Raw genomic sequence first — 24,242 nt, forward strand, 5'->3', positions numbered from 1 at the left:
GAGACAATTGGCCGAAGGCTAATGCAGAACTGATGCCATATCTTGTTGAGGCTGTGAGGGCAAACGCCACGTTAGAAGAATCCATGGGGGTATTAAAGGAAACCTTTGGCTGGAGTTATATTTACTAAGAGGGGGGGCAGTATGGAAAGGGATAAGAAAACAGCGAAAATTCTACTTTGCAAATGGGCAATGGATGCCCATGACAGAGGCGTGAAAACGATAGCAAGAACCCTTCGTGACGCTGGCTTAGAAGTCATCTTTACTCGTTTTGAATTGCCAGCAGAGGCAGTAAGGGCTGCCGAAGAGGAGGATGCTAATATTATTGGTATCAGTTGTTCCATGGGAGAGCATAAATATTTCGCTTCCGAATTTCTCAGACTTTTAAACGAGAGGAATATGGGTGAAATTCCTCTAATATTTGGAGGGGTTGTTTCACCAAATGATTCTAAAGAATTACTCAAACAAGGAGTTAAGGCAGTTTTTGGCCCTGGTGCATCTGTTCAAGAAATTTTAAAATATATTAATGGCCTGACAAGATGAAGAAAATAAGAGATGCAAAGGCTTAACAAAACCAAAAAATTATTGCATTTAATATTTTTTTGTAGTAGTAAACAAACCATATTTTTATAAAGGGGGGATATAAAAAGGTTTTATTTGTAGCATTTTTCATCTGAATCCTGAGTACTTTTTCCTGTAGTATCGCACTTCTGATATTTACTATTCCAATTACCTTCATCCTGTATTGATATTATCCTGTTGAACCAGTCATTAAATGTAATTTCACAGCATATTAATCTGATCCCCGAGTTCTAAACCAGAGGTTTATAATATGGAAACTCAAAGTAACACAGCCAAACTCAAGGTTGAGGGATTACACCTCAGCTTTGGGGGTGTAGCAGCACTTTCAGACGTGAGTTTTGAGATTAAAGAAAAAGAGATCCTGGCAATCATTGGCCCAAATGGTGCAGGAAAAACCTCTATCCTGAACTGTATAACGGGGTTTTACCGTACCCAGAGGGGCGATATTTATTTTGAGGGTAAGAGGATCACAAATCTCCGTCCTCATAAGATTGTGTCTTTAGGCATAACCAGGACATTCCAGAACATTGAACTCTTTACCGGACTTACCGCCCTTGAAAATCTTATGGCAGGAAGACATATACATATGAGACAGGGCTCCATTGCCGGCTCTTTATTTTTTGGCAGAGCAAGGAATGAAGAAGTTAAACATCGAGAGGTGGTAGAGGATATTGTAGAGCTTTTAGAGATGGAGGAGATCAGGCAGAAAGTTGTTGGGTCACTCCCCTATGGACAGCGAAAGAGGGTTGATCTGGGCAGGGCTCTTGCTTTAGAACCAAAATTGCTGTTATTGGACGAACCTATGGCGGGAATGAATGTGGAAGAAAAAGAGGATATGGCAAGATTTATTTTGGATATACAGGAACTTAAGGGTATCTCCATAGTGTTGATTGAGCACGATATGGGTGTTGTTATGGACATTGCCGACAGGATAGTGGTACTGGATTTTGGAGAAAAGATTGCTGAGGGCATTCCCGAAGAAATAAAAGCAAGTCCAGAGGTTATAAGTGCGTATTTAGGGTCATCCTCTTTAGGGAACCGGGAGGAACGATGAACAAAGAAGACACTACGGTCAAGCTTCTCAGAAGGAATTATATGAGATATGGCAATAAGGTTGTTGCAATGCGTGAAAAGACACGGGGCATCTGGAAGAGATATTCATGGGAAGAATACTATAACAACGTAAAATTCCTTTCTCTATGCCTGGTTAGCCTGGGTTTAAAACGGGGTGACAAGGTGGCAATTCTGGGTGAAACAAAACCTGAATCCTATTGGGCAGAGCTGGCTGCCCATGGAGCTGGAGGGGTTGCCGTTGGTGTTTTTGCTGATTGTATACCTTCGGAGGTTCAATTCTATGTATCCCACTCCGACTCAAAGTTTATTATAGCCCATGACCAGGAGCAGGTCGATAAAGTGTTGCAAATCAGGGATGAACTTCCAATGCTGAATAAAGTAATCTACTGGGATGAAAAGGGGCTGTGGTTTTATGACGATACTCTCCTCATGAGTCTGTCTGAGGCACTTGAAGTCGGGAAGGAATATGAGAAGAGTCATCCTGGCCTTTTTGAGGAAAACATAGAAAAGGGGAAAGGAGATGACCTGGCTATACTACTGTATACATCAGGTACTACTGGTCTTCCCAAGGGAGCTATGTTAAGCCATGACTGTATGATTGTCGCTGGCAGGGCATTTGATGAAGTAGATAAGCTTAATGATACAGACACATATCTAGCATTCATTCCCATGGCATGGGTTGGAGAGCAGCTTATTGGGCTTACCTGTTCTTTATACTCTGGCATGGCGGTTAATTTTCCGGAAAAGGCAGAAACTGTGCAGGAAAATATCCGTGAAATAGGTGCCAGTATTTTATTCTATGGACCAAGACAATGGGAGAGCGTTAATCGTATGGTACAGGCAAGGATGAGAGATGCGGCGTGGATAAAGCGTGTCTTCTATGATTTATTTCTCCCTGTGGGGCAAAGGATCGCCGATATGCATCTTGCAAAGGAAAAGCCAAATCTTCTGTGGAAAATCCTCCACTTCCTCGGGTACTGGACGGTTTTTAAACCCCTGAGAGACAAGTTGGGTCTATCAAAGATAAGGGTTGCCTATACTGCAGGCTCTGCGATAAGTCCGGATATTATCCGGTTCTTTCAGGGTATAGGCGTAAATATAAAGCAGGTTTACGGCGCTTCGGAAATGGGACTGGTAACTGCTCATCGGGAGGGTGATATAAAGCCCGAAAGTTCAGGCACTACTCTTCCGGGTGCTGAGGTTAAATTAACTGAAGAAGGTGAAATTTTGGTAAAAAGCAGAGGTATGTTTGTAGGTTATTACAAGGCAAATGATGCTTACCTCGAGAAGATGAAAGATGGCTGGTATGTGACAGGTGATTTTGGCCATATAGATGAAGACAGCCATCTTATTGTTATAGATCGGATGGAAGATCTCAGGGAACTTTCCAGTGGTCGTAAATTTTCTCCCCAGTATACAGAGGTCAGGTTGAGGTTCAGCCCTTTTATAAAGGACGCAATTGTAGTAGGTGGTAAGGATAATGATTACGTTGGCGCATTGGTAAATATAGATGTTGACAATGTGGGGCGCTGGGCGGAGTCAGAACGTATCTCTTATACAACCTTTGCCGATTTGTCTCAGAAAAAAGAGGTTATAGGGTTGATTGCAGAGGAAGTAAAAAAGGTGAATAAAACCATTCCTGAATGGACAAGAATAAAGAAGTTCATCAATCTCCATAAGGAGTTTGACCCTGATGAGGCAGAGTTAACCAGGTCACGGAAACTGAGACGAACATTTCTTGAGGAAAGGTATGGAGACCTGGTTGAGTCTCTTTATGGAGGGAAAAATGAGTACGAGGTGGAAACGACGGTGACCTATCAAGATGGTCGTAAAGGGTCATTGAAATGCACGCTTAAGGTCACATCTCTGTAGTCTGACAGGAGGTATAAATCTTGGATTTATTCTTACAGTTCTTTTTAAATGGTATTATGGTAGGGGGATTGTATTCCCTTATAGCAATAAGTATGGTTCTTATATATAAAGCAACGCGGATATTAAACCTTGCCGTTGGTGAGATGGTAATGTTGGGTGGGTTTTTTTGCTTGTCTTTTCTGGGATGGTTTAAATTTCCGATCTGGCTGGCTTTGCCTCTGGCCCTGGCTGGAGCGGTAGTACTTGGTTTTTTGATAGAACGATTGGCACTTCGTCCCTTGGTTGGACAGCCCATCCTGGCAGCTTTGATGGCTACCATAGCCCTTTCTCTGATCTTCCGAGGCTTCGGGATGTTTGTATGGGGGGCTTCAACCCTTCCCTATCCACCAGGAGGTATTTCACGTTCTCCTGTATTAGTGGGCCAAGTCGTAATACCTGGCGTGCTTCTCTGGACATTTGTAGTCTCTATTGTCATATTCTTAGCGTTGGCATTCTTCTTGAAAAAAAACAGGATGGGGTTTTTTATGAGAGCTACTGCAGAGAGCCATAAAATAGCCCAGTCTATTGGGGTTGATGTGAAAAGGGTTTTTGGTACCACGTGGGCAATCGGGGCACTTATTGCCGCCGTGGGAGGGATATTCATGGGGGCAAGAATGGGGGTTGGAGTTGGTGATACACCTCTTATACTGCTCAAAGCCCTCCCCGCAGTGTTATTTGGAGGGTTGGAATCGATCCCCGGGGCACTCATAGGTGGCATCATAGTAGGAATCATAGAGAATCTGACAGGGGGGTTTATTGATCCCAACTTTGGAGAGATTACACCCTATATAATTTTGCTCTTAATCTTACTCTTTCGCCCTGAGGGTTTGTTCGGGCTAAAAAGGATAGAAAGGATCTAATTGATATGTACCGTCCCTGTGGCACTTTTGATGAAACGTATACTCAGGACATTGCTATTATACGAACCCCAATGCATTGGGCATATTTGGTTGCTGGGACCGGCATTCTTTTGTTACTCCCTTTCCTTATAGGTGGAAAGTACATTGCCCTGGTGAACCTGATCGCCATTACCGTCGTTTCGGTTCATGGCCTCAATATACTAACAGGCTATACCGGACAGATATCGTTAGGTCATGCAGCATTTATGGCTGTCGGCGCTTATACTACCGGACTGCTTGCAGTGTATCTGAAATTTCCATTCTGGCTGGCACTGCCATGTTCCGGGCTGAGTGCAGGTATAGTAGGGATAATATTCGGTCTGCCCTCTTTAAGGATTAAGGGATTATACCTTGCAATGGCTACACTTGCCGCACAGTTTATTATTCCATGGCTTATCGTCAACGTAAGGCCTGATTTGACCGGGGGAACCGATAGTCTGGTTGTACCAACAGCACATATTGGCTCTTTCGCTTTCAATAGTCAGGAACGTATCTTTTATTTGGTTGTACCTGTAGCAATACTTGTAACTTTTTTTGTAAGAAGCCTGGTACGTACTCGAATCGGCAGGGCATTCACTGCAATCAGAGACAACGACCTGGCAGCAGAGGCTATGGGGATAAGTCTGTTTCGTTATAAGTTGCTTTCCTTCTTCATCTGTTCATTTTATGCAGGGATTGCGGGAAGCCTTTGGGCGTACTGGATGAGGGTAATAAACATCGATTATTTTGGCCTGCTGGACACTATATGGTATGTAGGGATCATTATTGTGGGGGGCATGGGTAGTGTACCAGGGGCAATATTTGGTACAATTCTGGTGCGTGTCCTGGATCTGTTTGTTAAATATATAGGTCCATGGATAGGGACTACCTTCGCTTCATTGGCAGGAGTGGCTGCTGCTGCCTTAGGACCTTTGGTGTTTGGATTGATTATTCTTGCCTTCCTGATTTTTGAGCCCCGGGGTTTGGCTCACAGGTGGGAGATAGTAAAGGGCTATTTTCGGCTTTGGCCATTCTCATATTAACGGTATCTGTTAAGGTAAGATATAGTATTCCTTTTTATAAAGGGAGTAAAAATACGTCAAGATAAAAAAAGGAGGGAGTATGAGAAAAACAAAAAGTGGTAAAGTCTTTTTAATTGGTTTTAGCTTATTCCTTATTTATTTTTTAGCCTTTTTTCAACCCGCAAATGCATCTCCAAGTAAACCCAAGTCAGTAAAGGTAGCCTTTATCGGTGATATCAGCGGCCCCTATGCAGCCATAACAGGAGCTACGTACTATGGCATGACAGATGCCCTGGAGTATGTCAATAAAGAGCTGGGCGGCATCAACGGTGTTAAGATGGAAGGCGTAATTAAGGATGACGGGGGCAGGGTAGCTGTTGGTGTCTCCCACTATATGGAAGTGAGGGAGATGAAACCGAGACCGGCGATGGTTTATATCATTGTCTCTGCATTGGGAGAGGCATTAAGGGAAAGACTCGCAGAGGATAAGATTGTCGCTATAAGTGTGACCGGTGTACCTGCCATCTATCCTGCAAAGTATACATTCGGCTGGTTTCCCATCTACCCTGACCTCTTCGGAGCATTTATAGACTGGTTAAAAGAGACATGGAAGGAAACAAGGGCACCCAGAGTAGCCTTTTTAACATGGGATAGTACCTATGGGAGAGGACCTGTTACACCCGAGGCATATGCTTATGCCAAATCAAAGGGTGTCGAGATGGTCGCTGAGGAGCTTTTTACACCGAGGGATGTCTTTGTCGGTACGCAGCTTTTCAGAATCAGAGCTAAAAAAGCTGACTGGATTTATACGAATACCACGGCGAATGCCCCATCGATCATAGTGACTTCGGCTCGTGAATCAGCGATAAAGATCAATCTTGCCGGTGGACTCGGCATGGACTGGTCATCAGTCTATATCGCCGGTAAAGCAGCCATGGAGGGTGCAATATCAGTTTACCCCAATACAAGTCTTGACGAAGAAAATCATAAAGGTATCAAAATCCTCAGGAGATATTTTGAGAAGAACAAGAGAAAGAAGTTTGACTGGAACTATATGTATCAACTGGCATGGCAACTGGTGGTGACAACAAGAGATGTCGTCAAAAGGGTCGTTGATAAGGATGGTTGGGATAACGTAAAGGGTGAAACAATTAAGAGAGAGATGGAAAGCCTGAGGGATTATCGACCCTTAGACCTTATTCATTACACAACTACGCCTAAAAAACATGCACCGGATAAAACATATATAATGCGGTTCACGGATGGGAAAATGATACCAATAGGAGGATTGAGAACCTGTCCCGACCTGAGGCCTGCGGAATTTAAATAACGCTGAAACGTACCTTCTGGATTTCAAGATATGATTCTTTCTCCCAACTTAGGATATATCCCATCTCAATAGTCTATTATATTGTGTACATTCTATTAGGGGTATGATGTGTCGTTTCGTATAAAGAAGAAAAGAGATTTTAAAAAGGCACTAACTGTCTAAAAGGAGGAGAAGGACATGAAAAGAACAAAGGTATGTAAAGTCTTTGCAATGGGTTTTATTTTACCCCTGACTTGTCTATTAGTCTTTTTTCAACCCGCAAATGCATCTCCAAGTAAACCCAAGTCAGTAAAGGTAGCCTTTATCGGTGATATCAGCGGCCCTTATGCAGCCATCACTGGACCTACATACTATGGTATGACAGATGCCCTGGAGTATGTCAATAAAGAATTGAATGGCATCGATGGTGTGAAGATGGAAGGCGTAGTTAAAGATGATGGGGGCAGGGTGGCTGTTGGTGTCTCTCACTATATGGAAGTGAGGGAGATGAAACCGAGACCAGTAATGGTTTATATCATTGTCTCTGCCTTGGGTGAGGCATTGAGGGAAAGACTCGCAGAGGACAAGATTGTCGCCATGAGTGTGACTGGTACACCTGCCATCTATCCTGCAAAGTATACATTCGGCTGGTTTCCTCTTTACTGTGACCTCTTCGGAGCATTTATAGACTGGTTAAAAGAGACATGGAAGGAAACAAGGGCACCCAGAGTGGCCTTTTTAACATGGGATAGTACCTATGGGAGAGGACCTGTCACACCCTAGGCATACGCCTATGCCAAATCAAAAGGTGTTGAGATGGTTGCAGAGGAGCTTTTCACACCCAGGGATGTCTTTGTCGGTACTCAGCTATTCAGAATCAGAGCCAAGAAGGCAGATTGGGTCTATACAAATACCACGGCAAACGGCCCCTCAGTAATAGCAACATCGGCTCGTGAATCCGCGATCAAGATCAATTTAGGCGGTGGGCTAGGTTTGGATTGGACTACAGTCTATATCGCCGGTAAAGAAACTATTGAGGGTGCTATAACAGTGATGCCATACACGAGTCTTGACGAAGAAAATCATAAGGGCATCAAAATCCTGAAAAAGTATTTTGCAAAGAATAAATCTGTTAAGAAATTTGACTGGAACCTTATGTATGAGATAGCCTGGCAACTGGTGTTGACAACAAGAGAGGTTGTAAAAAGGGTTGTTGACAAAGATGGCTGGGAAAAAGTGAGTGGTGAAACAATCAAGAGAGAGATGGAAAGCCTGAAGGATTTTCGACCATTGGATCTTATTCATTACACAACTACGGCTAAGAAGCATGCATCAGATCAAACATTTATAATGCAATTCAGGAATGGTAAACTTGTCCCGATAGGAGGATGGAGAACATGCCCGGACATAAGACCGCAGGAATTTAAATAGCCAGTTCTCTCCTATGCTATACAATGATCCAAGTATTTGTTTGCATGAAGGTGTTTTATGCTATTATTAAACTGCAGATAATCCGATCAAGGCAAATTTATCAACTTTTGACAATACGTTACTACCAGGAAGGGGGAAGATATGAGAAAAACAAAGAGTGGTAAAGTCTGTGTGATTGGTTTTTTGTTGTCCCTGATTTCTCTATTTGCCTTTTCACAACTCTCCGATGCGGCTCCAAAAAAACCTGAATCGGTAAAAGTTGTTTTTATGGGCGATGTCAGTGGTCCCTATGCTCCTATTACTGCACCCGCATACGTTGGTTTGACAGATGCCCTACAGTATGTGAATAAAGAACTGAATGGCATCGATGGTGTGAAGATGGAGTTTCTGCTTAAAGATGATGGGGGTAGGGTGGCATTGGGTGTCCAACATTACATGGATTTAAGGGAGATGAGACCAAAGCCGGTAATGGTTTATGTAGTAGTATCGGCATTGGGAGAGGCATTGAGAGAAAGATTTGCCGAGGACAAGATTGTTGCCATGAGTGTAACCGCTACACCTGCCATCTATCCTGCAAAGTACACATTCGGGTGGTATCCGATTTATCCTGACCAGTTCGGTGCATTTATAGATTGGTTAAAAGAAACATGGGATAAGCCAACAGCACCAAGAGTAGCCTTCTTAACGTGGGATAGTACGTATGGAAGAGCAGTTATGACACCTGAGTGCTACGCTTATGCCAAATCGAAGGGTGTTGAAATGGTTGCCAGTGAGCTTTTCAACGTGAGGGATGTCTTTGTGGGTACACAGCTTTTCAGGATTAAAGCGAAGAAGGCCGACTGGGTTTATACAAACACCACAGCAAACGGGCCGGCACTGATAAAAGCCTCAGCTCGTGAATCCGGGATGAAGATCAATCTTGCCGGGGCGATTGGTTTCGACTGGGCATCAGTTTATATCGCCGGTAAAGAAATCATGGAGGGTGCGGTAGTAGCGATGCCTTATACGAGTCTTGATGATGAAAATCATAAAGGCATCAAGATTGTGGAAAAGTATTTTGCGAAGAATAATAGAAAGGAGCCCGACAGGACTCTCATGTATGAAATAGCCTGGCAACTGGTGTTGACCACAAGGGAGGTCGTAAAAAGGGTCGTTGACCGACAGGGCTGGGAGAACCTTAGAGGTGAAACGATCAAGGGAGAGATGGAAAAGTTAAAGGATTTTCGCCCGTTAGACCTTACTCGTTATACCGTTACACCAAAGAAGCACGCACCGGATCAGGTAATCATAATGCAGGTAAGGAACGGGAAGTTTATACCCATAACAGGGTGGAGAACCTGTCCTGACTTAAGACCACAGGAATTTAAATAGCCAGTTCTCGCTCGTACGATATAATCATTCAACTCTTTGTGTACTTGAAGGTGTTTTATGCTATTATTAAACAATGTTGAAGTAATATACAGTAATGTAATTCTGGTACTAAAAGGGGTTTCCATAGAACTTGAAAAGGGGAAGATCATTGCCCTTCTCGGCGCCAATGGAGCTGGAAAAACCACGACCCTGAAAGCGATATCCGGGTTGCTTCATACAGAATTGGGTGAGGTAACCGATGGGAGTATCGAGTTCAATAACTCCAGGATAGACAGGATGCCCCCGGAAAAGATAGCAAAAATGGGCATTCTGCAAGTGATGGAAGGACGACAGATACTGGAACATTTCACTGTAGAGGAGGAACTGAAAGTCGGTTTTTATGCTATGGGAGATGGAAGGAGTTTGAGCAGAGATCTGGATATGGTCTATAATTATTTTCCCAGGTTAAAGGATCTGAAAGATAATACAAGCGGTTTTCTTTCCGGCGGTGAACAGCAGATGCTGGTAATTGGGCGTGCCTTGATAGCCCATCCAAAGGTGATACTTCTGGATGAGCCGTCTTTAGGATTGAGCCCTATGCTTGTACGTGAGATATTTGAGATAATAAAGAGAATAAATGCTGAGGAGAAGACTTCTATGCTTCTGGTTGAGCAGAATGCGGTGGCTGCTCTATCCATTGCTGATCATGGTTATGTTATGGAAAATGGGAGAATAGTCCTCGATGGACCTGCGGATAGATTAAAAGAGAATGAAGATATAAAAGAGTTCTATCTTGGGTTGACAGAGCTTGGAGAGAGGAAGAGTTATAGAGAGGTAAAGCACTACAGGCGAAGAAAGAGATGGCTCTCTTGAGCGGGAATTCAATTTAGTTATATTTAGAAGAGCTTTAATAGGGAGGTATAGATATGAATGCCCGAACTCAAATGTTAAAGGACAGCTTAATTATCAAGACGCACAGGAATGTAGCCCGGGGTTATGAGAGGGAGGAAGAGGGAATACCTTTCAGGCCTGGGATGGAGGTAAAGCTCTGCCTTGAGCGTACCAGGTTGCTCACCGATACGTATAAGGAAACTGAGGGCGAACCAATGGTCGTAAGGAGAGCAAAAGGTCTTGCAAGGATACTCGGGGGGATGACTGTGTATATACAACCCCAGGAGCTTATAGTAGGGAATTTTGCCAGTAGACCAGAATGTGTAACCCATTACCCTGATCTTCAGTGGAGGTGGCTTGACAAGGCTATTAATAATGGGTATCGGGATATACTCAGTGATGAGGAGAAAGACGAGCTGAAGGAGATCCATAAGTATTGGAAAACAAGGGCAGTTCATGGTATGGAGAGGGATCTTCTTCCTGAGGATGTAAGACCGTATTGGTCATTCAATGGGGCTCTATACTGGGCGTATCAGTGGGCTATGGCCACCCCGAATTATGAGAAGGTATTTCGGGTAGGTATTAAGGGGATAAGAGAGGAAACAGAAGCTAAGTTAAGAGAGGTAGAGAAGTCTTTTTCCAATAATCGCATTGGGAGCAAGGAATACATTGAGAAGAAGAGATTCCTGGAGGCAGTAATCATAACGTTAGATGCCTTTACTAGGTGGGCGAGGAGATATTCAGGGCTGGCGAGGGACATAGCTCGGGCTGAGGAAGATGCCCGGAGAAAGGGAGAGTTAGAAGAGATAGGCGGAATCTGCAGTTGGGTATCTGAGAATCCACCGAGGAATTTTCATGAGGCATTGCAGCTTTTCTGGTTTATACATTTAATAGTTGATTATATAGAAGTGCCCCTGGTTGGTTGTGGGATCAGGTTTGATGTCGCGTTCAATCCGTTTTATGAAAAGGATGTGAGGGAAGGTAGGATTACCCGGGAAGGGGCTCAGGAACTTACAGAATGTTTATGGCTCAAGTTTCAGGAGACTGGATTTCTTCATCCGCCCATATGGTCTGGTGCAGGCGGAGGGGGTTTAGGTTGGCAGACTTTGACCATAGGTGGAGTGGATTCTGATGGTAATGATGTGACAAATGATATGACTTATATAGTTTTGGATGCTATTAAATCGACTCGCACTATACAGCCTCCTCTTGCTTTAAGGTGGCATGAAAAGATACCCAGGGAGCTGGTTCTCAAGGCGATTGATGTTATAAGTACGGGTGTAGCCCAGCCTGCGATATTTAATGATAAGGCTGTTATTCCCAGGTATACGGAAAGGGGTGTTTCTTTGGAGGAGGCTCGTAGCTATTCTATCAACAACTGTATGTTACCTATAATCCCTGGCAAGAATATTACTACCCGTACTCAGGCAGGGGGTCTCCTATTTCTGCCGAAGTGTCTCGAATTGGCACTTAATCGAGGCAGGGATATGAAGACAGGGCAGTTGATAAGCTGTGAGACTCCTGATCCTGCTACATTTACATCTATTGAAGAGATAAGAGATGCTGTTTTGAAGCATTACAGTTTTTACTGTGACAAGGCTTTTCGGATCAGCGATATGGCAGATGCCCTTTATGAGGAGTATTTACCCCGTCCTTTCCTGTCGGCTTTTCTGGATGGGTGCATAGAGAAGGCAGAGGATTCGGGGAAGTGGAATTACATACCATGGAAAACTCTGGGGGTTCTTGGGGGGATAAATGTAGTAGACTCGCTGGCGGCGATTAGGAAGTTTGTTTTTGAAGAGAAGATGCTGACGATGGCAGAATTGGTCAATATCCTCAAGAATAATTGGGAAGGGAAAGAAGACGTTCGTATGATGTTTTTGAATGATGCTCCGAAGTTTGGTAATGATGATGATTCCGTTGATTTGATTGCAAGGGATCTGTATTACAGGATAGCGGAGGAGACGAAGAAGTTCAGTACCTACTATGGGACCGCAGGTTTTGTAGATGGTAGTGTGGCTTCGGCGCCTTATTCTTTTGCTGTAGCTACCTGGGCTACTCCTGATGGGAGGAAGGCGGGGGATTCTTTTCATGATGGGAGCATATCTCCTGAGACCGGGATGGACAAGAAAGGACCTACCGCTGCTCTCAAGTCAATTTCGAAGGTAGATCCGGTAAAGTCATGGAACCATCTTTATAATCAATCATTCATGCCCCAGTTCTTAAAGGGGGATAATGCGAATGTTTTTGCAGATTATCTCAATACATGGGGTGATTTAGGTATTCACCACATACAATTTACTGCTGTTGGTAAAGATACGATGTTAGATGCTCAGGTGCATCCGGAGAAGCATTCTGACTTAATAGTGAGGGTATGTGGATATTCTGCTTACTTTGTGGATTTAAGCAAGGGATTACAGAATGAGATAATAAAGAGAACCGAGCAGTGCTTTTAGTACCTCTTGAAAAATCCACGCTCTGTAACGGTGTTTTATTTCATTAAACCATGTGATGGTGCCTGTTTGGGGAAGAGTTGGAGTTGGAGGAAACCGCTGACTTTGTGGGGAAGGAAACACGAAATGTGGAGCCTTCTCTTGGATGAGAGGAAAAGGTTATCTGTCCACCGAGTTCGTCGACTATTTTTTTGGTTACCAGCAATCCCAGACCGGTACCGTAGCGTTCCTTGGTGGATAAGATCTCGGTGAATACATAATTTTTCCATTCCTCGGGTAGTCCCGGGCCGTTGTCAGAGACCTCGAAGATCGCTATCGGTCCCTTGTGGTCGGTTCTGATTACTACCCGATGTTCTCGCCGGTTCAGGTCGAACTTACAGGCTTCCAGGGCATTGTGGACGAGATTGCTTATAATTGTATGAAGGTCCTCAGAGTTAAGCGGTATATGACCCATCTGTGGATCAATATCTACATTTAGTTGAATTCTTTCCAGTGCAGCGGTTTCGTGAAAGAGATCAAAGACTTCCAGAACTACTTGATTCGGTTCGATAACACTAATCTTATGCTCCCGTTTTTTTGCGCAGTAGAGTATATCCTTCACCAGATTGGAAATTCGGGCTACGTTACGCTGCACGATGTCCCAGCCTTTTAAGGTTTCCCCATAGTCTCTATTCCTCAACCCCGAATTCACCACGTAAATTCCCCCATCCAGACCGGTCAGGATGTTCTTGATGCCATGAGCCATTGTTGCAACCGTATGCCCCATCATGGTTAACTCAGTTTGCAGGCGTTTTACCGGGGTTATGTTGGTGGACATCTCCATTACCGCAACAATTGTCCCCTGCTCATTTCGTATAGGACTGGTGTAAACGATTACAAATGCCTCCTTACCTTCACGGGTGATTACCTGCTCTTCGCTGGAATGGACCTGGCCGTCGGCGAATGTCTTAGCCACTGGACATTCAGGACAAGGGTCAGTTTTTCTTTTATAGACACTGTAGCAGAGTTCTCCTACACGGTCGCCAAAGTCCTCTCTAAAAAGCTCGTTGGTCTGGATAATGCGCAGTTCAGGATTTTGTACTGAGATATAGCAGGGGACTTTTTGGAAGAGTTGGCGATAATCGTGTTGGGTCGGCTCCCAACCGTCGATGCTGATTCGGTCCACGTTCTCTCCTCACCCAAATTTGTTGAAGTTTTATTTAACGCAAGCTTCAACCTTACTCAGTAGGTCTTCGGTAGAGAATGGTTTCTCGACAAACTCCTGGGGCTTTGGTAGTCCGCCGCGTTCGCGGGCAAAAAAATCTTTATACGCAGTAACGCCAGAAAGAATAATCACAGGAATATCACTGTATATTTCGCTCTTTTTCAGGTTGCGATAGAATCCCACGCCGCTCTGGTTTGGCATTATGATGTCCAGGATGACTACGTTGGGACCAAATTCCTTGACTTTGCGAAACGCATCCTCTCCATCCTCCGCCATCTCTGTTTTGTAACCGTTATTGCTTAGCAGAGAATTTAGATATGTCCTTACATCTTCTTCATCATCCACAATCAAAACTTTTTTTGCCATTTTTCCCCCTCCTTTTTCCCCTGAAAGGTTGATGACTTTGTAAAAAGTCCATCTGCCCGCCTCTGGCAAATTACTTTGCCATCCCAATTTTGACTTTTTACAAGTCCATCAGGATTTATAGTGGACAATTTGTTTGTCTTCCAGAACTCCTGATCCTTGCCAATGCTTCCCGTGCCTTCTCTTTTACTTCTGGTGGCTGGCTATTGTCTTCAGCTATTTTCTCCAGAGCAATCGTCACATCCTTGTTGTCTGTGCTACTTATCAGTCCCAGAGACCTTGTGGCTGAGATACGTACGTCAATCTCGTTATCGGTTAAACAGGTGATGAGAGGACTGCATGCGCCTCTTGCCCCGACCCCGATTTCTCCCAGAACCCAGGCCACACTAGCTCGAACATACCAAACAGAATCGGATAGGGCTGCTGTAAGGGCTGTTACCGCCGGAGCTGCCTTCGACCCTAACTCGCCGATGGTAAAAGCTACATACTCTCTGACATCCTCGTGTTCATCCTTAAGCATTGGTACAATCTTCTCTATAATTATATCCGATTCTAATCTAATATCCCGTAAGCTCTGCAGTGCGGCCAAGCGGACAAACCAGACGCTGTCTTTCAAGGCATCAACCAAAGCATCATAAACCACGGGGCTGCCGGCTCCAACATCTCTGAGAGTCCGGGCAGCGGCAAAGCGTATATGACAGTCGTCGTCTTTCATGTCGCGGATTAGCTGGGCTATCGCCTTCTTCATGAATATTGAGACCCTTTATCGACTGCCAGATAGCTGCTTAACCCTCTATGAGACTCCATTCCCCTTCCTTAATGCCCAATTGGTCCACAATGTCAGCTGCTAATCTGTTGAGGTGGAAGGAGTTAGGCTTATCCGGGCCCACCATGACAACCGAAGTCCTGAAATTAGAAGCGAATCGCTCAATAACCTGGCCTCCAAAGTCTGCGCCCCGATCAAGGTATCCCATTACAAGGAGGTCATACTCTCTCCGGCGGAGACAACGGGCCAGTTCAGCCCCTTCGTTGCCTTCACAGAGTCGAAAGCCGACCTTAACAAAATCTCCTAGCTTTGACTCATAGTATTCGCGGAGCTCCAACTCCTTTTTGACCTGAAATTCATCTGTTACCCGAACCACTTCTTGCTTTTTGCTATCTGCGTAAACTATCTCCCTGCGGAACCGGAAAGGTGACTCCAGCCAGTGAAATATGTTGAGTTGGATATCTTTCTTGCTGGCCAACCCAAAAGCGTAATCAAATGCCCAGTCACCCTGACGGGAGTAATGCGAACAAAGTCCAATTGCTTCCATGTGTTATACCCCTCTAAATTATTTACTTTTTCTCATTCTTTTCTGGAATAACCAAAGCTTCTGCCACCAAGTCTAATATCTGTACTATCTTCATGTCAAGTTTATAATGCTTGATCAAGTCACTCAGACCATCAACGCAGTTGTGACAACTAGTGCAGACGAGCTTGGCACCTGTCGCTATCAGTTGATCTGCCTTAATCTTTGCCACCTCCATCCTGAGGGGTTTATACTCAACCATCGACAGTGCCCCACCGCCGCCGGTACAGCAAAAGTTGTCCGACCTGTTAGGATACATCTCCCGAAAATCAGTACAGACCCGCTCCAATATCCAACGAGGTTCCTCGGTAAGGTCGCCGGAACGAGCCAGGTTACACGAATCATGATAGGTGACAGGCAGAGGATTCCGCGACGGGTCTACCTTTATTAGCCCCCGATTTATATAACGAATCAAAGTAATCATAATGGACTCACTGGGAATATCCTGCTTATATTTGGCCCAGTTGTAGCCTTCCCAACGGCTAGATCGGTATCCATGACCGCACTCAGAGATGACGATCCGTTTAACCTTTAGTCGCCTGGCTGCCTCGTAAAGGTTCTTGGCTATATAGCCACCCAGCTTGTCATCACCGGAGAAAAGTCCAAAGTTAGTCTGGTCCCAGCCGAAGCTTGGCATGGTCCAGCTTTCTCCGGCTATATGGAATATCTTGCAAGCGTAGCCGATGGAGCGAGGATCGTACTTGATCTCACGAGGGTTAACGGTATACATGAAATCGCAATCTTCTTTATCTATTGAAATTTTGAAACTGGGGTCGTCTAATTCAGCCTGGACTTCCTCCTGCTGCCATTCAAGAGTTTCAATGTAATCCTCCTGTGAAACCCCCATCTGGTTGCCAGTTTCCCATGAGTCCTTATCCACTACGAAGACTCCCTCGGGCACAATCCCGAGTTCTGTAAGAAGCCCGCGGGTGAGTCGAACAAGGACTGCTGTATCCACGCCCATCGGGCAGTTGAGGGTGCAACGCCTGCAACCGGTACAGGTTCCAAAGACAATATTTTTGAGACGGTTCAGGTCTTCATCATTCTTTGGGGTTTTCGCATGTACCCACCAGGGGAAAACGCGGCCAGCCCAGTCAATATGCCTTTTAAAGATTTGTCTGATCTGGTCGGCCTTGTAAGCTGGAGTCATAGTTGGGTCGTGAGGCCGGGCTAACGCATAATGGCATGAGTCGGAACACATGCCGCAATGCACACAACCTACCAATGAACTCACTGTCTGCCGACTCAGCCTGTTCTTCAGCATCTCCAGCAGGTTCTTTACATTGTCCCTGTTAGGGTCATAGACCTTTACTTTTCCTTCGACCACCGCAGGAGATTTTTGTTCTAAAGCCTTTTTCTGCTCTTTTAAATCCAGGGGTAAATTAACTACATCGGAAATATTTATGGTTTTATCGCTCAATTATATTCTCCTTTCCAAGGCTTGTTGTATTTGGGTATGTTATTCCATGCCGGCAGGTTTTTCTCCACCCTTTTTACGTGGGAAGACACCTCGATGCCCCATTGTTTTACCAAGGAAATAGCGGGTAAAAGGATAATATAGGTAATGGGAAATCTTGGAAAAGGGCACGTAAATCAAGAACAAAGTCGTCATGCCGAAAAAGAGTATCAAAGGCCACTCACTTATCTCATGCTGATTGGGCATGGCGAAAACCCCCGCAGCAAACCATGCTGTCAACAACGCCACTGAGAAATAATCATCCGGTGTACTGATAAGACGCATCACAGGACTGGTGATCCGTCGGATGAACCTTATCAATCCCACTGCAAAGGCAGCACCCATAAAAAGCTGAAAAATACGCACAATAGGTTCTGCCTCAAAGAACTCCGGCCAGTAGGGAAGAATAAAGGTTGCGGTGATTGCCACGAGTACTCCAAGGTGGAAGATCACAAATTGTACGTAAAAACTCAGATTTTTCCGCGCGCTTTCCATTGCCCAGGGCATAGCAACATTCATCATGGAGTAGGCTGCCCCTACTCTTGGACTGCCAACAGGGTTAGTAACCTCTTTGCCTGCCTTGAATCTGAACATCCATATCAGCCGTATTGTGTAAACTGTGGCCATGAATGCCAATGCCACAATCTGCACCTCATCCTCCAAAATCCGCAGAAATTCGCTCATTTACTCCTCCGTAAAAATAGTTTTTGAAATGCTTTAAATGGCTAAGAGCCGCAATTTCTATGCCAGAAATGGTCAAACGATGAAACCCTCTGTTTTCATAGATAAATTGCCATTTTTGGTTTTGGAAAAAGGGGGTAGACAACGGAAGGAAAGTAGCATAATGCAACTATCCAATTGGCAGGCGATAACTGTTTAGAAAAGGTAAACCTGTAACGATAGGAATAATGATGTATTGAATAAATGTAGCTAAAAATTATTAGTGTCGCATATTGCAACTCTATTATGCAACACCTTATACTAAGTTGCAATTGTCCATTCTTTTGAGTTTTCTCCACAAGGTACTTCTATGGATACCTAGCTCTTCAGAAGCCTTGATCTTATTCCAATTATGTTTTTTTAGCGTAGATAGGATAGTATTGATCTCCACTTGATTAATCAAATCCAAGCTTTTTCCGACCTTCTCCAGTTTACCTTCAATCCCTATTACGTAGGAAGGCAAGTGTTCTTTTGATATAATATTCCCTTTGCACAGAATAAAGGAATGTTCTAGAATATTTTCCAACTCCCGGACATTGCCAGGATAATTATACTGCATTAGAATCTCTATGGCATCGGATGATAACCTTTCAATGTTTCGCTGGTCCCTTTGGTTAAACCTGGTTATGAAATAGTCCACAAGGAGGGGGATGTCCTCTGGTCTTTCTCGAAGGTTTGGAAGTTCCAGTTTAATAACGTTCAACCTGTAGTACAAATCCTGACGGAATTGTCCCTCCTTGACCAACTGTTCCAGATTACGGTTGGTGGCTGATATCACTCTCACATCTACTTTGACGGTGTTAGTACCACCTAACGGTACAAACTCTTTATATTGCACAGCCCTTAGAAGCTTCACTTGAAGGGAAGGAGAAATATCACCTATTTCGTCGAGAAAGATAGTCCCTCCATTGGCCAATTGAAACCTCCCCAGTTTGTTCTTCTTAGCGTCCGTAAATGCCCCTTTCACATAACCGAAGAATTCGGACTCCAGGAGGGTTTCAGGAAGGGCGGCACAATTAACTTTTATAAGGGGTTTTTTCTGGCGAAGGCTTAAATTATGAACCGCGTTAGCAAAAAGCTCTTTTCCAGTGCCGCTTTCTCCTTGAATCAAAAGAGATGCATCAGTTCGGCTTATATCGGGGAGTATTTCGAAAATTTCCAGGATCCTCTTGTTCTTGGAAATAATCCCCTGAAATGAGTAGGCTGATTTAGGAGAATCAGAAAACCGGTATTTGGTAGGCATATCCCGGACAGCTATGATTCCTCCTGAGAAGGATCTTCCATGACTCTTGAGTATTGAGAAACGTATTGCAATGGGTATTGGCATCTCGTCCTTACGGATTATATCCGAGTAGTAATCAACGAAGCTCTCCCCATTATTGATCATATTTTGGACAGGGCATCCATCATTGCAGTTATAAAGACGAAGGATTTCGTAACAGTGCTTTCCCAGTGCTTCTATCCTTGGAAATCCTGTAATCTCCTCAGCTCTTTTGTTGAAGTAAACAATTCGAAACCCTGGGTCAATAATAAGGATAGCCTCACCTATATTCTCAAGAACAGAATCTCCGGATATTCCATTGAGAATATTCTTGTTAAAATTATCTTTGTCTCTAATATTATCCATAATGCATTCCAACTCGCCTCTTGGTTAAGCTGCTTGTCAACTTTATGGGTTAAATTGCCAAAAACCCTTAAATTAAAACAAAATAACATTTGAGAGAGAATATTTCAAGAAATTTATTTCCCCTATGTAATTGAAGGTAATGGATGAAGGCAGACCTGTTATTATATTACTATAGACTGGGAGAAGATTAAAAGGAGAAAAATAGAACAGGAAAAGAGAAAAGGTATTGACATTGCTTCAGATAGTGGTATTCTCAAAAACCATTTAGCAAATTTATAGGTCGTGCAGATCTATTTAATAACAGGAGGTGCAAGAATGCTGTTGTTGATGTTGTCTTATTTAGGTATTGGAATTTTTGTTGTGGTTATTTTGGGAAAGATCATAAAGTACTTTACTATGCCTTTGCATGTGAGATGGGAGCTTTATCCTCTCCCTCATGAAAAGGGACGCGAGTATGGAGGATCTTATTTCGAAGAATTGAACTGGTGGGAAAAACCCATTAAAAAATCAATGCTGGGGCAAGTTAAATTCATGGTACCGGAGATTCTTTTTGTGAAGTCGCTCTATCATGATAATAGAAAGCTCTGGTATGTGTCATTCCCCTTTCATTTTGGGATTTACCTGGTAATCGGTTGCCTGGGATTGATCTTCATTGGGGCTATAGTGAGCGTTGCGGGTTTATCTCCGCAAAACGCAATATCTGTTTTTCTACAGTCTCTGGCAGTTATTTTTGGTGCCGTTGGCTTTATGCTGGGTACAATAGGTGCAATTGGCTTACTCCTAAGGAGAACCTTCGATAAAGACCTGCGAGCCTTTGCAGCACCAATAGATTACTTCAATCTGGTATTTATCCTGGCTATTTTCTTAAGCGGGCTGATAGCATGGTTTTCGTACGACTCAGCGTTAACCGTCTCCAGGGATTACATGAAAGGTTTGATAACATTCAGCCCTGTGGTTGTTGGTAATTCAAGTCTGGTAGGGCATATAATACTTCTATCCCTTTTTCTCATTTATCTGCCCTTCACCCACATGACCCACTTCATTGGCAAATATTTTACATGGCATGAAGTGCGATGGGATGACAGAATAAATACAAGGGGGAGCGCCATTGAGGCAAAAGTAAACAAACTCTTGAACGTCAAGCAAAACTGGTCAGCACCTCATATGAAGCCAGGCAAAACATGGGCTGAGACCGCTACAGAGGAGGTTGAATAGATGAAGGCAGGAAAAATAAGGCTCAAAGATATTGGCAAACCATCGGAGCAGATGGTTCAACTCAACCCGGCAGACTTTATGAGGCTGCCATACCCTTATGATAAGGCAGATTCTGATCCTGATTTTAAGCAACTTACGGAAGATCAGAAGAAAAAATATGAGGCAACCCTTGACGGGGTATTGGCCATAAGTATACCCAAACCCGAGACAAAAGTGGAAGAGGAGGAACTCGTCAGGAAGTTTTTGTCAGGTCTTGAAAAGCTGCTCACAAAGGAGAATAACTGGACGTTTTTGCAGCCGCTAACCCTCTCTCTTGAGTACTGTGCCAAATGTCAGACCTGCAACGAGGCATGTCCTATATATGTTGGGAGCGGGAAGCAAGAGATATACAGGCCTACCTATCGATCCGAGGTCCTCCGTGCAATTGTGAATAAATATATCAAAAAGGGCGGAAAGACCTTTGCAAAATTCAGCGGCAACGACATCGATCTCAACTGGACGACAGTTGCCAGGTTAGCTGAACTGGCATACAGATGTACCCTTTGCAGGAGGTGTGCCCAGACCTGCCCGATTGGTGTTGACAACGGTTTGATAACCCATGAACTCCGAAAGCTCTTTAGCCAGGAATTGGGTATTGCCCCTGCCGAAATCCATACATTGGGTTCGATGAAGCATTTGAAGTCCGGATCAAGTACTGGTTTGATCCCGGTGGCATTAAAGGATACCATAGAATTCCTGGAGGATGACATAAAAGACAGGACGGGATTAGACATAAAATTCCCCATGGACAAAGAAGGGGCAGACATACTCCTTATCCATAATGCCGGTGAGTTCCTGTCATGGCCTGAAAATCCGATGGCATTTGCCATTATATTCGAAGCGGCTGGGTTAAACTGGACACTCTCCAGTGATCTGTTAGGGTATGATGCCGTTAATTACGGCTTATGGTATGATGATGTCCAGTTCGCCAGAGTAGCAGTAAGGCATGCCCAGATTGCCAAGAAACTGGGTGTAAAGAAGATAGTTATAGGGGAATGCGGCCATGCTCATAAGGCTATCTCTGTTATCGCCGACCGGATCATAAACGGGGAAATAAATATACCGAGAGAGAGTTCTTATACATTACTGGAAGATATTGTTTGTAATGGAAAACTAAATCTCGATCCCAAGAAAAACGATTTTCCTGTTACACTGCATGACCCATGTAATGTAACCCGACTTATGGGTGTGGTGGAGCCTCAGAGAAGAGTTATCCGCAAGATATGTCCCCAGTTCAGGGAGATGGAGCCCCATGGTGTCAAGAATTACTGCTGCGGAGGGGGGAGTGGCTTTGCCATTATGCCTTCAATGAATTTTCCCGACTGGAGGACAAGAATATCAGGAAGGATGAAATTCAAACAAATTCTTGATGCCTTTCAGGATGTAATAGACCCAGGTATAAAAAAGATGGTCTGTGCACCATGTTCCAACTGCAAGGGTGCTATCAGGGAAATATTAAGTCATTATGATGCATGGGAAAAATGCGGCATAGCATACACGGGTTTGGTTGAATTTATAGTCAATGCCATGGTTGACATAAAAGAACCTTACATCGAATGGCCTGAGATGTAAAGATGGTTGTTATCTTTGGGGGTGACAGGGAGATTAACTAAAGGAAAGTAGTCGTTAAGAAAGGGTTAATATAAAGGGGCGATTCACGAATCGCCCCTAATTTTTTAACCTATTTTATTTTGTCTCGAACTGTCTCGAGAAATTGCTGTCTGTCGATTGGCTTTTCCAGGTACCCCTCTGGTCCTGGCACAGAGCGCTTGTTAAGGAACTCCTTGAAGTCCATAAGAGGGTGCTCATCCCCCCTGAAACCTGTTACAATAATCACGGGGATTCCCTTCAATCCCTCATCCTTCCTGAGCTCTCTGTACAGACCTATACCGGATTTTTCAGGCATCAATATGTCCAGACAGACGAGATCTGGTTTATTCTCTTTTATTTTCTTTAACCCGTCTACCCCATCCTTAGCAGAATCAGTCTGATAACCATTCTCCTCCAGGAGAGTAGTCAGATAGGTAATTACATCAGGCTCATCATCAATGACCATTATCTTTTTGCTCATTATATCCTCCTTCGAATTATTTTTCTGATTCGCATTGTTAGTAGAATCATTATCCACTATTGAAGCATCGTAGAAACCCCTCCGGGGTCATAACAGTGCCAGGGAAAATATTTTCAAAGTGGGTATTATCCCATGTAACCATTGTTGAAACAAAGGACAGATGCTTTTGTGCCACTGAAATCATCAAGGCGTCACCCAGTGATTTCCTTTTTTTCAGCAGATCAAAAATATCCTTAATACCTACCCTTGGAAAGTAACTCTCAAAATCGGGAATAGGTAGAACAGTAACTTGGTATCTATCAGGGAAGTAAAACCATAATTCGGTTAATTGTTTTTCACTGAGATTAAATGAAAGAATTCCACAAAGCTCTAATAGATTGACAATAGTAGTAAAACCGGTCCTCTTTTTCGCTATATAGGTAAGAAACTTATAGTTATTCTGGTAATAAGTATCCCTTTTGTAACGGAGGTCAATCACAAAGATGTTTGTATCGATCAAAATTAGATCCTGCCTCGTACCCACTCAATGGCCTCCCGCCATCCTTTAAACCTAGGTTTTGTTCTCTCCAGACTTTCCTCAATATCTCTCCATGCATCCTTAAAAGGCCTCAACTCTCCTAAGGCTTTCCTCCCTTCCATTTCTGGTGGAGCAATTACAGCCACAGGCCTTCCCCTGTATGTAACAGTCAATCGTTCACCTGATTTGACCTTCCTAATAACCTCGCCAGTCCTTTGCTTCAACTCCTTGGCAGTTATTATACCCATATTACCCCCAGTAATTACTTTAGTGACATAATAAACACTTCATTCTGCAATGTCAAGACTAAAAGCAAGTCATCATCTGAACATAGAATCTAGTTCTTGGAGTCATAAGTCGGGTTGGTTTGCTTCGCCAAGAGCCATGGCAGTACCGAAGAGAGTTTAATAGGGATGGGTCCCCACTACAACGTCTTTTCCGAAGTTATCCTTCACAAGCGTGGTAAGCCGCTCAAAATCAATAGGACATTGAGCTGTCTTAACTGCCTTCACTATACATGTCCCCAGATGGATAACATTAAAATCTCGCTCTAAGGTATCGCCGATTTCCTTCATCAATTTTATTTTTGGAATAATAAGCCCTGGACAATCCCCACAGTTTCCAAGGGCTACCAGCTCGATACCATCCGCATACCTGGAAAACTCCCCTTCCTTCTTGCTGATAGCTTTGAGGCATTTCTCGCACGCTACACATAATTGATCTTGAATCCGCTTACATCCAATAATGGCGACTTTTGTCATCTTTTTTCCACTCCATTCTCCT

General features: G+C 43.9%; 22 protein-coding genes and 1 pseudogene. 12 read left to right on the forward strand and 11 right to left on the reverse strand.

All coding sequences use genetic code 11. The features are described 5' to 3' along the window. Positions 1-141: 141 nt before the first annotated feature. The 10 genes and pseudogenes from AB1401_09940 (at position 142) to AB1401_09985 (ending at position 12,901) form a co-directional block, all read left to right on the forward strand. Positions 142-540 (forward strand): cobalamin-dependent protein, encoded by a 399-nt coding sequence (locus AB1401_09940; protein MEW6615771.1) that lies wholly within the window; start codon positions 142-144, stop codon positions 538-540. Positions 541-829: 289 nt separating this feature from the next. Then, positions 830-1,633: an ABC transporter ATP-binding protein gene (locus AB1401_09945; GenBank protein MEW6615772.1), complete on the forward strand. Its 804-nt coding sequence runs from the start codon at positions 830-832 to the stop codon at positions 1,631-1,633. Then, a complete protein-coding gene (locus AB1401_09950) occupies positions 1,630-3,525 on the forward strand; it encodes an AMP-binding protein (protein MEW6615773.1) in 1,896 nt (631 codons plus the stop codon). The genes AB1401_09945 and AB1401_09950 overlap by 4 nt, the downstream gene beginning before the upstream one ends. A gap of 20 nt (positions 3,526-3,545) precedes the next feature. Continuing rightward, positions 3,546-4,424, forward strand: a complete 879-nt coding sequence (locus tag AB1401_09955; protein MEW6615774.1) for a branched-chain amino acid ABC transporter permease — start codon at positions 3,546-3,548, stop codon at positions 4,422-4,424. A gap of 5 nt (positions 4,425-4,429) precedes the next feature. Beyond that, on the forward strand, positions 4,430-5,485 hold the full coding sequence (locus AB1401_09960) for a branched-chain amino acid ABC transporter permease (GenBank protein ID MEW6615775.1): 1,056 nt from the start codon (positions 4,430-4,432) through the stop codon (positions 5,483-5,485). Between the two features lie 79 nt (positions 5,486-5,564). Next, the gene (locus AB1401_09965; GenBank protein MEW6615776.1) at positions 5,565-6,794 is read left to right on the forward strand and encodes an ABC transporter substrate-binding protein; all 1,230 of its coding nucleotides are present in this window, start codon (positions 5,565-5,567) and stop codon (positions 6,792-6,794) included. A 210-nt stretch (positions 6,795-7,004) separates the two neighbouring features. Next, positions 7,005-8,204 (forward strand): annotated as a pseudogene (locus AB1401_09970) (ABC transporter substrate-binding protein). A 141-nt stretch (positions 8,205-8,345) separates the two neighbouring features. Then, a complete protein-coding gene (locus tag AB1401_09975) occupies positions 8,346-9,575 on the forward strand; it encodes an ABC transporter substrate-binding protein (protein MEW6615777.1) in 1,230 nt (409 codons plus the stop codon). Between the two features lie 57 nt (positions 9,576-9,632). After that, positions 9,633-10,427: an ABC transporter ATP-binding protein gene (locus AB1401_09980; GenBank protein MEW6615778.1), complete on the forward strand. Its 795-nt coding sequence runs from the start codon at positions 9,633-9,635 to the stop codon at positions 10,425-10,427. 53 nt (positions 10,428-10,480) lie between these two features. Then, the gene (locus AB1401_09985; GenBank protein MEW6615779.1) at positions 10,481-12,901 is read left to right on the forward strand and encodes a pyruvate formate lyase family protein; all 2,421 of its coding nucleotides are present in this window, start codon (positions 10,481-10,483) and stop codon (positions 12,899-12,901) included. A 43-nt stretch (positions 12,902-12,944) separates the two neighbouring features. On the opposite strand, the gene AB1401_09990 is transcribed toward AB1401_09985, so the two are convergent. From AB1401_09990 to AB1401_10020, 7 genes are all read right to left on the reverse strand, one after another. Then, positions 12,945-14,063 (reverse strand): ATP-binding protein, encoded by a 1,119-nt coding sequence (locus tag AB1401_09990; protein MEW6615780.1) that lies wholly within the window; start codon positions 14,061-14,063, stop codon positions 12,945-12,947. Between the two features lie 30 nt (positions 14,064-14,093). Continuing rightward, complete coding sequence (locus tag AB1401_09995; protein MEW6615781.1) at positions 14,094-14,468, reverse strand: response regulator; 375 nt, start codon at positions 14,466-14,468, stop codon at positions 14,094-14,096. 115 nt (positions 14,469-14,583) lie between these two features. Then, positions 14,584-15,213: a HEAT repeat domain-containing protein gene (locus AB1401_10000; protein MEW6615782.1), complete on the reverse strand. Its 630-nt coding sequence runs from the start codon at positions 15,211-15,213 to the stop codon at positions 14,584-14,586. A gap of 37 nt (positions 15,214-15,250) precedes the next feature. Beyond that, positions 15,251-15,778 (reverse strand): universal stress protein, encoded by a 528-nt coding sequence (locus AB1401_10005; protein ID MEW6615783.1) that lies wholly within the window; start codon positions 15,776-15,778, stop codon positions 15,251-15,253. A 22-nt stretch (positions 15,779-15,800) separates the two neighbouring features. Next, positions 15,801-17,234: a (Fe-S)-binding protein gene (locus AB1401_10010; protein ID MEW6615784.1), complete on the reverse strand. Its 1,434-nt coding sequence runs from the start codon at positions 17,232-17,234 to the stop codon at positions 15,801-15,803. A gap of 39 nt (positions 17,235-17,273) precedes the next feature. Further along, positions 17,274-17,954: a hypothetical protein gene (locus AB1401_10015; GenBank protein ID MEW6615785.1), complete on the reverse strand. Its 681-nt coding sequence runs from the start codon at positions 17,952-17,954 to the stop codon at positions 17,274-17,276. A 292-nt stretch (positions 17,955-18,246) separates the two neighbouring features. After that, the gene (locus AB1401_10020) at positions 18,247-19,617 is read right to left on the reverse strand and encodes a sigma 54-interacting transcriptional regulator (GenBank protein ID MEW6615786.1); all 1,371 of its coding nucleotides are present in this window, start codon (positions 19,615-19,617) and stop codon (positions 18,247-18,249) included. 315 nt (positions 19,618-19,932) lie between these two features. Here AB1401_10020 and AB1401_10025 point away from each other — a divergent pair, with 315 nt between their 5' ends. Both AB1401_10025 and AB1401_10030 read left to right on the forward strand, forming a co-directional pair. Further along, positions 19,933-20,832 carry a respiratory nitrate reductase subunit gamma gene (locus AB1401_10025; protein MEW6615787.1) on the forward strand — a complete coding sequence of 300 codons (900 nt, stop codon included), beginning with the start codon at positions 19,933-19,935 and terminating at the stop codon, positions 20,830-20,832. Beyond that, the gene (locus tag AB1401_10030) at positions 20,833-22,443 is read left to right on the forward strand and encodes a (Fe-S)-binding protein (protein ID MEW6615788.1); all 1,611 of its coding nucleotides are present in this window, start codon (positions 20,833-20,835) and stop codon (positions 22,441-22,443) included. Between the two features lie 109 nt (positions 22,444-22,552). On the opposite strand, the gene AB1401_10035 is transcribed toward AB1401_10030, so the two are convergent. From AB1401_10035 to AB1401_10050, 4 genes are all read right to left on the reverse strand, one after another. Then, positions 22,553-22,942, reverse strand: coding sequence for a response regulator (locus AB1401_10035; protein MEW6615789.1), 390 nt, complete (start codon positions 22,940-22,942; stop codon positions 22,553-22,555). Positions 22,943-22,991: 49 nt separating this feature from the next. Then, positions 22,992-23,465 (reverse strand): hypothetical protein, encoded by a 474-nt coding sequence (locus AB1401_10040; GenBank protein MEW6615790.1) that lies wholly within the window; start codon positions 23,463-23,465, stop codon positions 22,992-22,994. After that, entirely contained in the window at positions 23,444-23,707 is a 264-nt protein-coding gene (locus AB1401_10045) for a type II toxin-antitoxin system prevent-host-death family antitoxin (protein ID MEW6615791.1), read from the reverse strand. Before AB1401_10045 ends, AB1401_10040 begins: the two co-directional genes overlap by 22 nt. A gap of 156 nt (positions 23,708-23,863) precedes the next feature. Further along, positions 23,864-24,220: a CGGC domain-containing protein gene (locus AB1401_10050; protein ID MEW6615792.1), complete on the reverse strand. Its 357-nt coding sequence runs from the start codon at positions 24,218-24,220 to the stop codon at positions 23,864-23,866. Between the last annotated feature and the right edge of the window lie 22 nt (positions 24,221-24,242).

This window comes from Thermodesulfobacteriota bacterium, from assembly GCA_040757775.1.
In the GTDB taxonomy this organism is placed as follows: domain Bacteria; phylum Desulfobacterota; class UBA8473; order UBA8473; family UBA8473; genus UBA8473.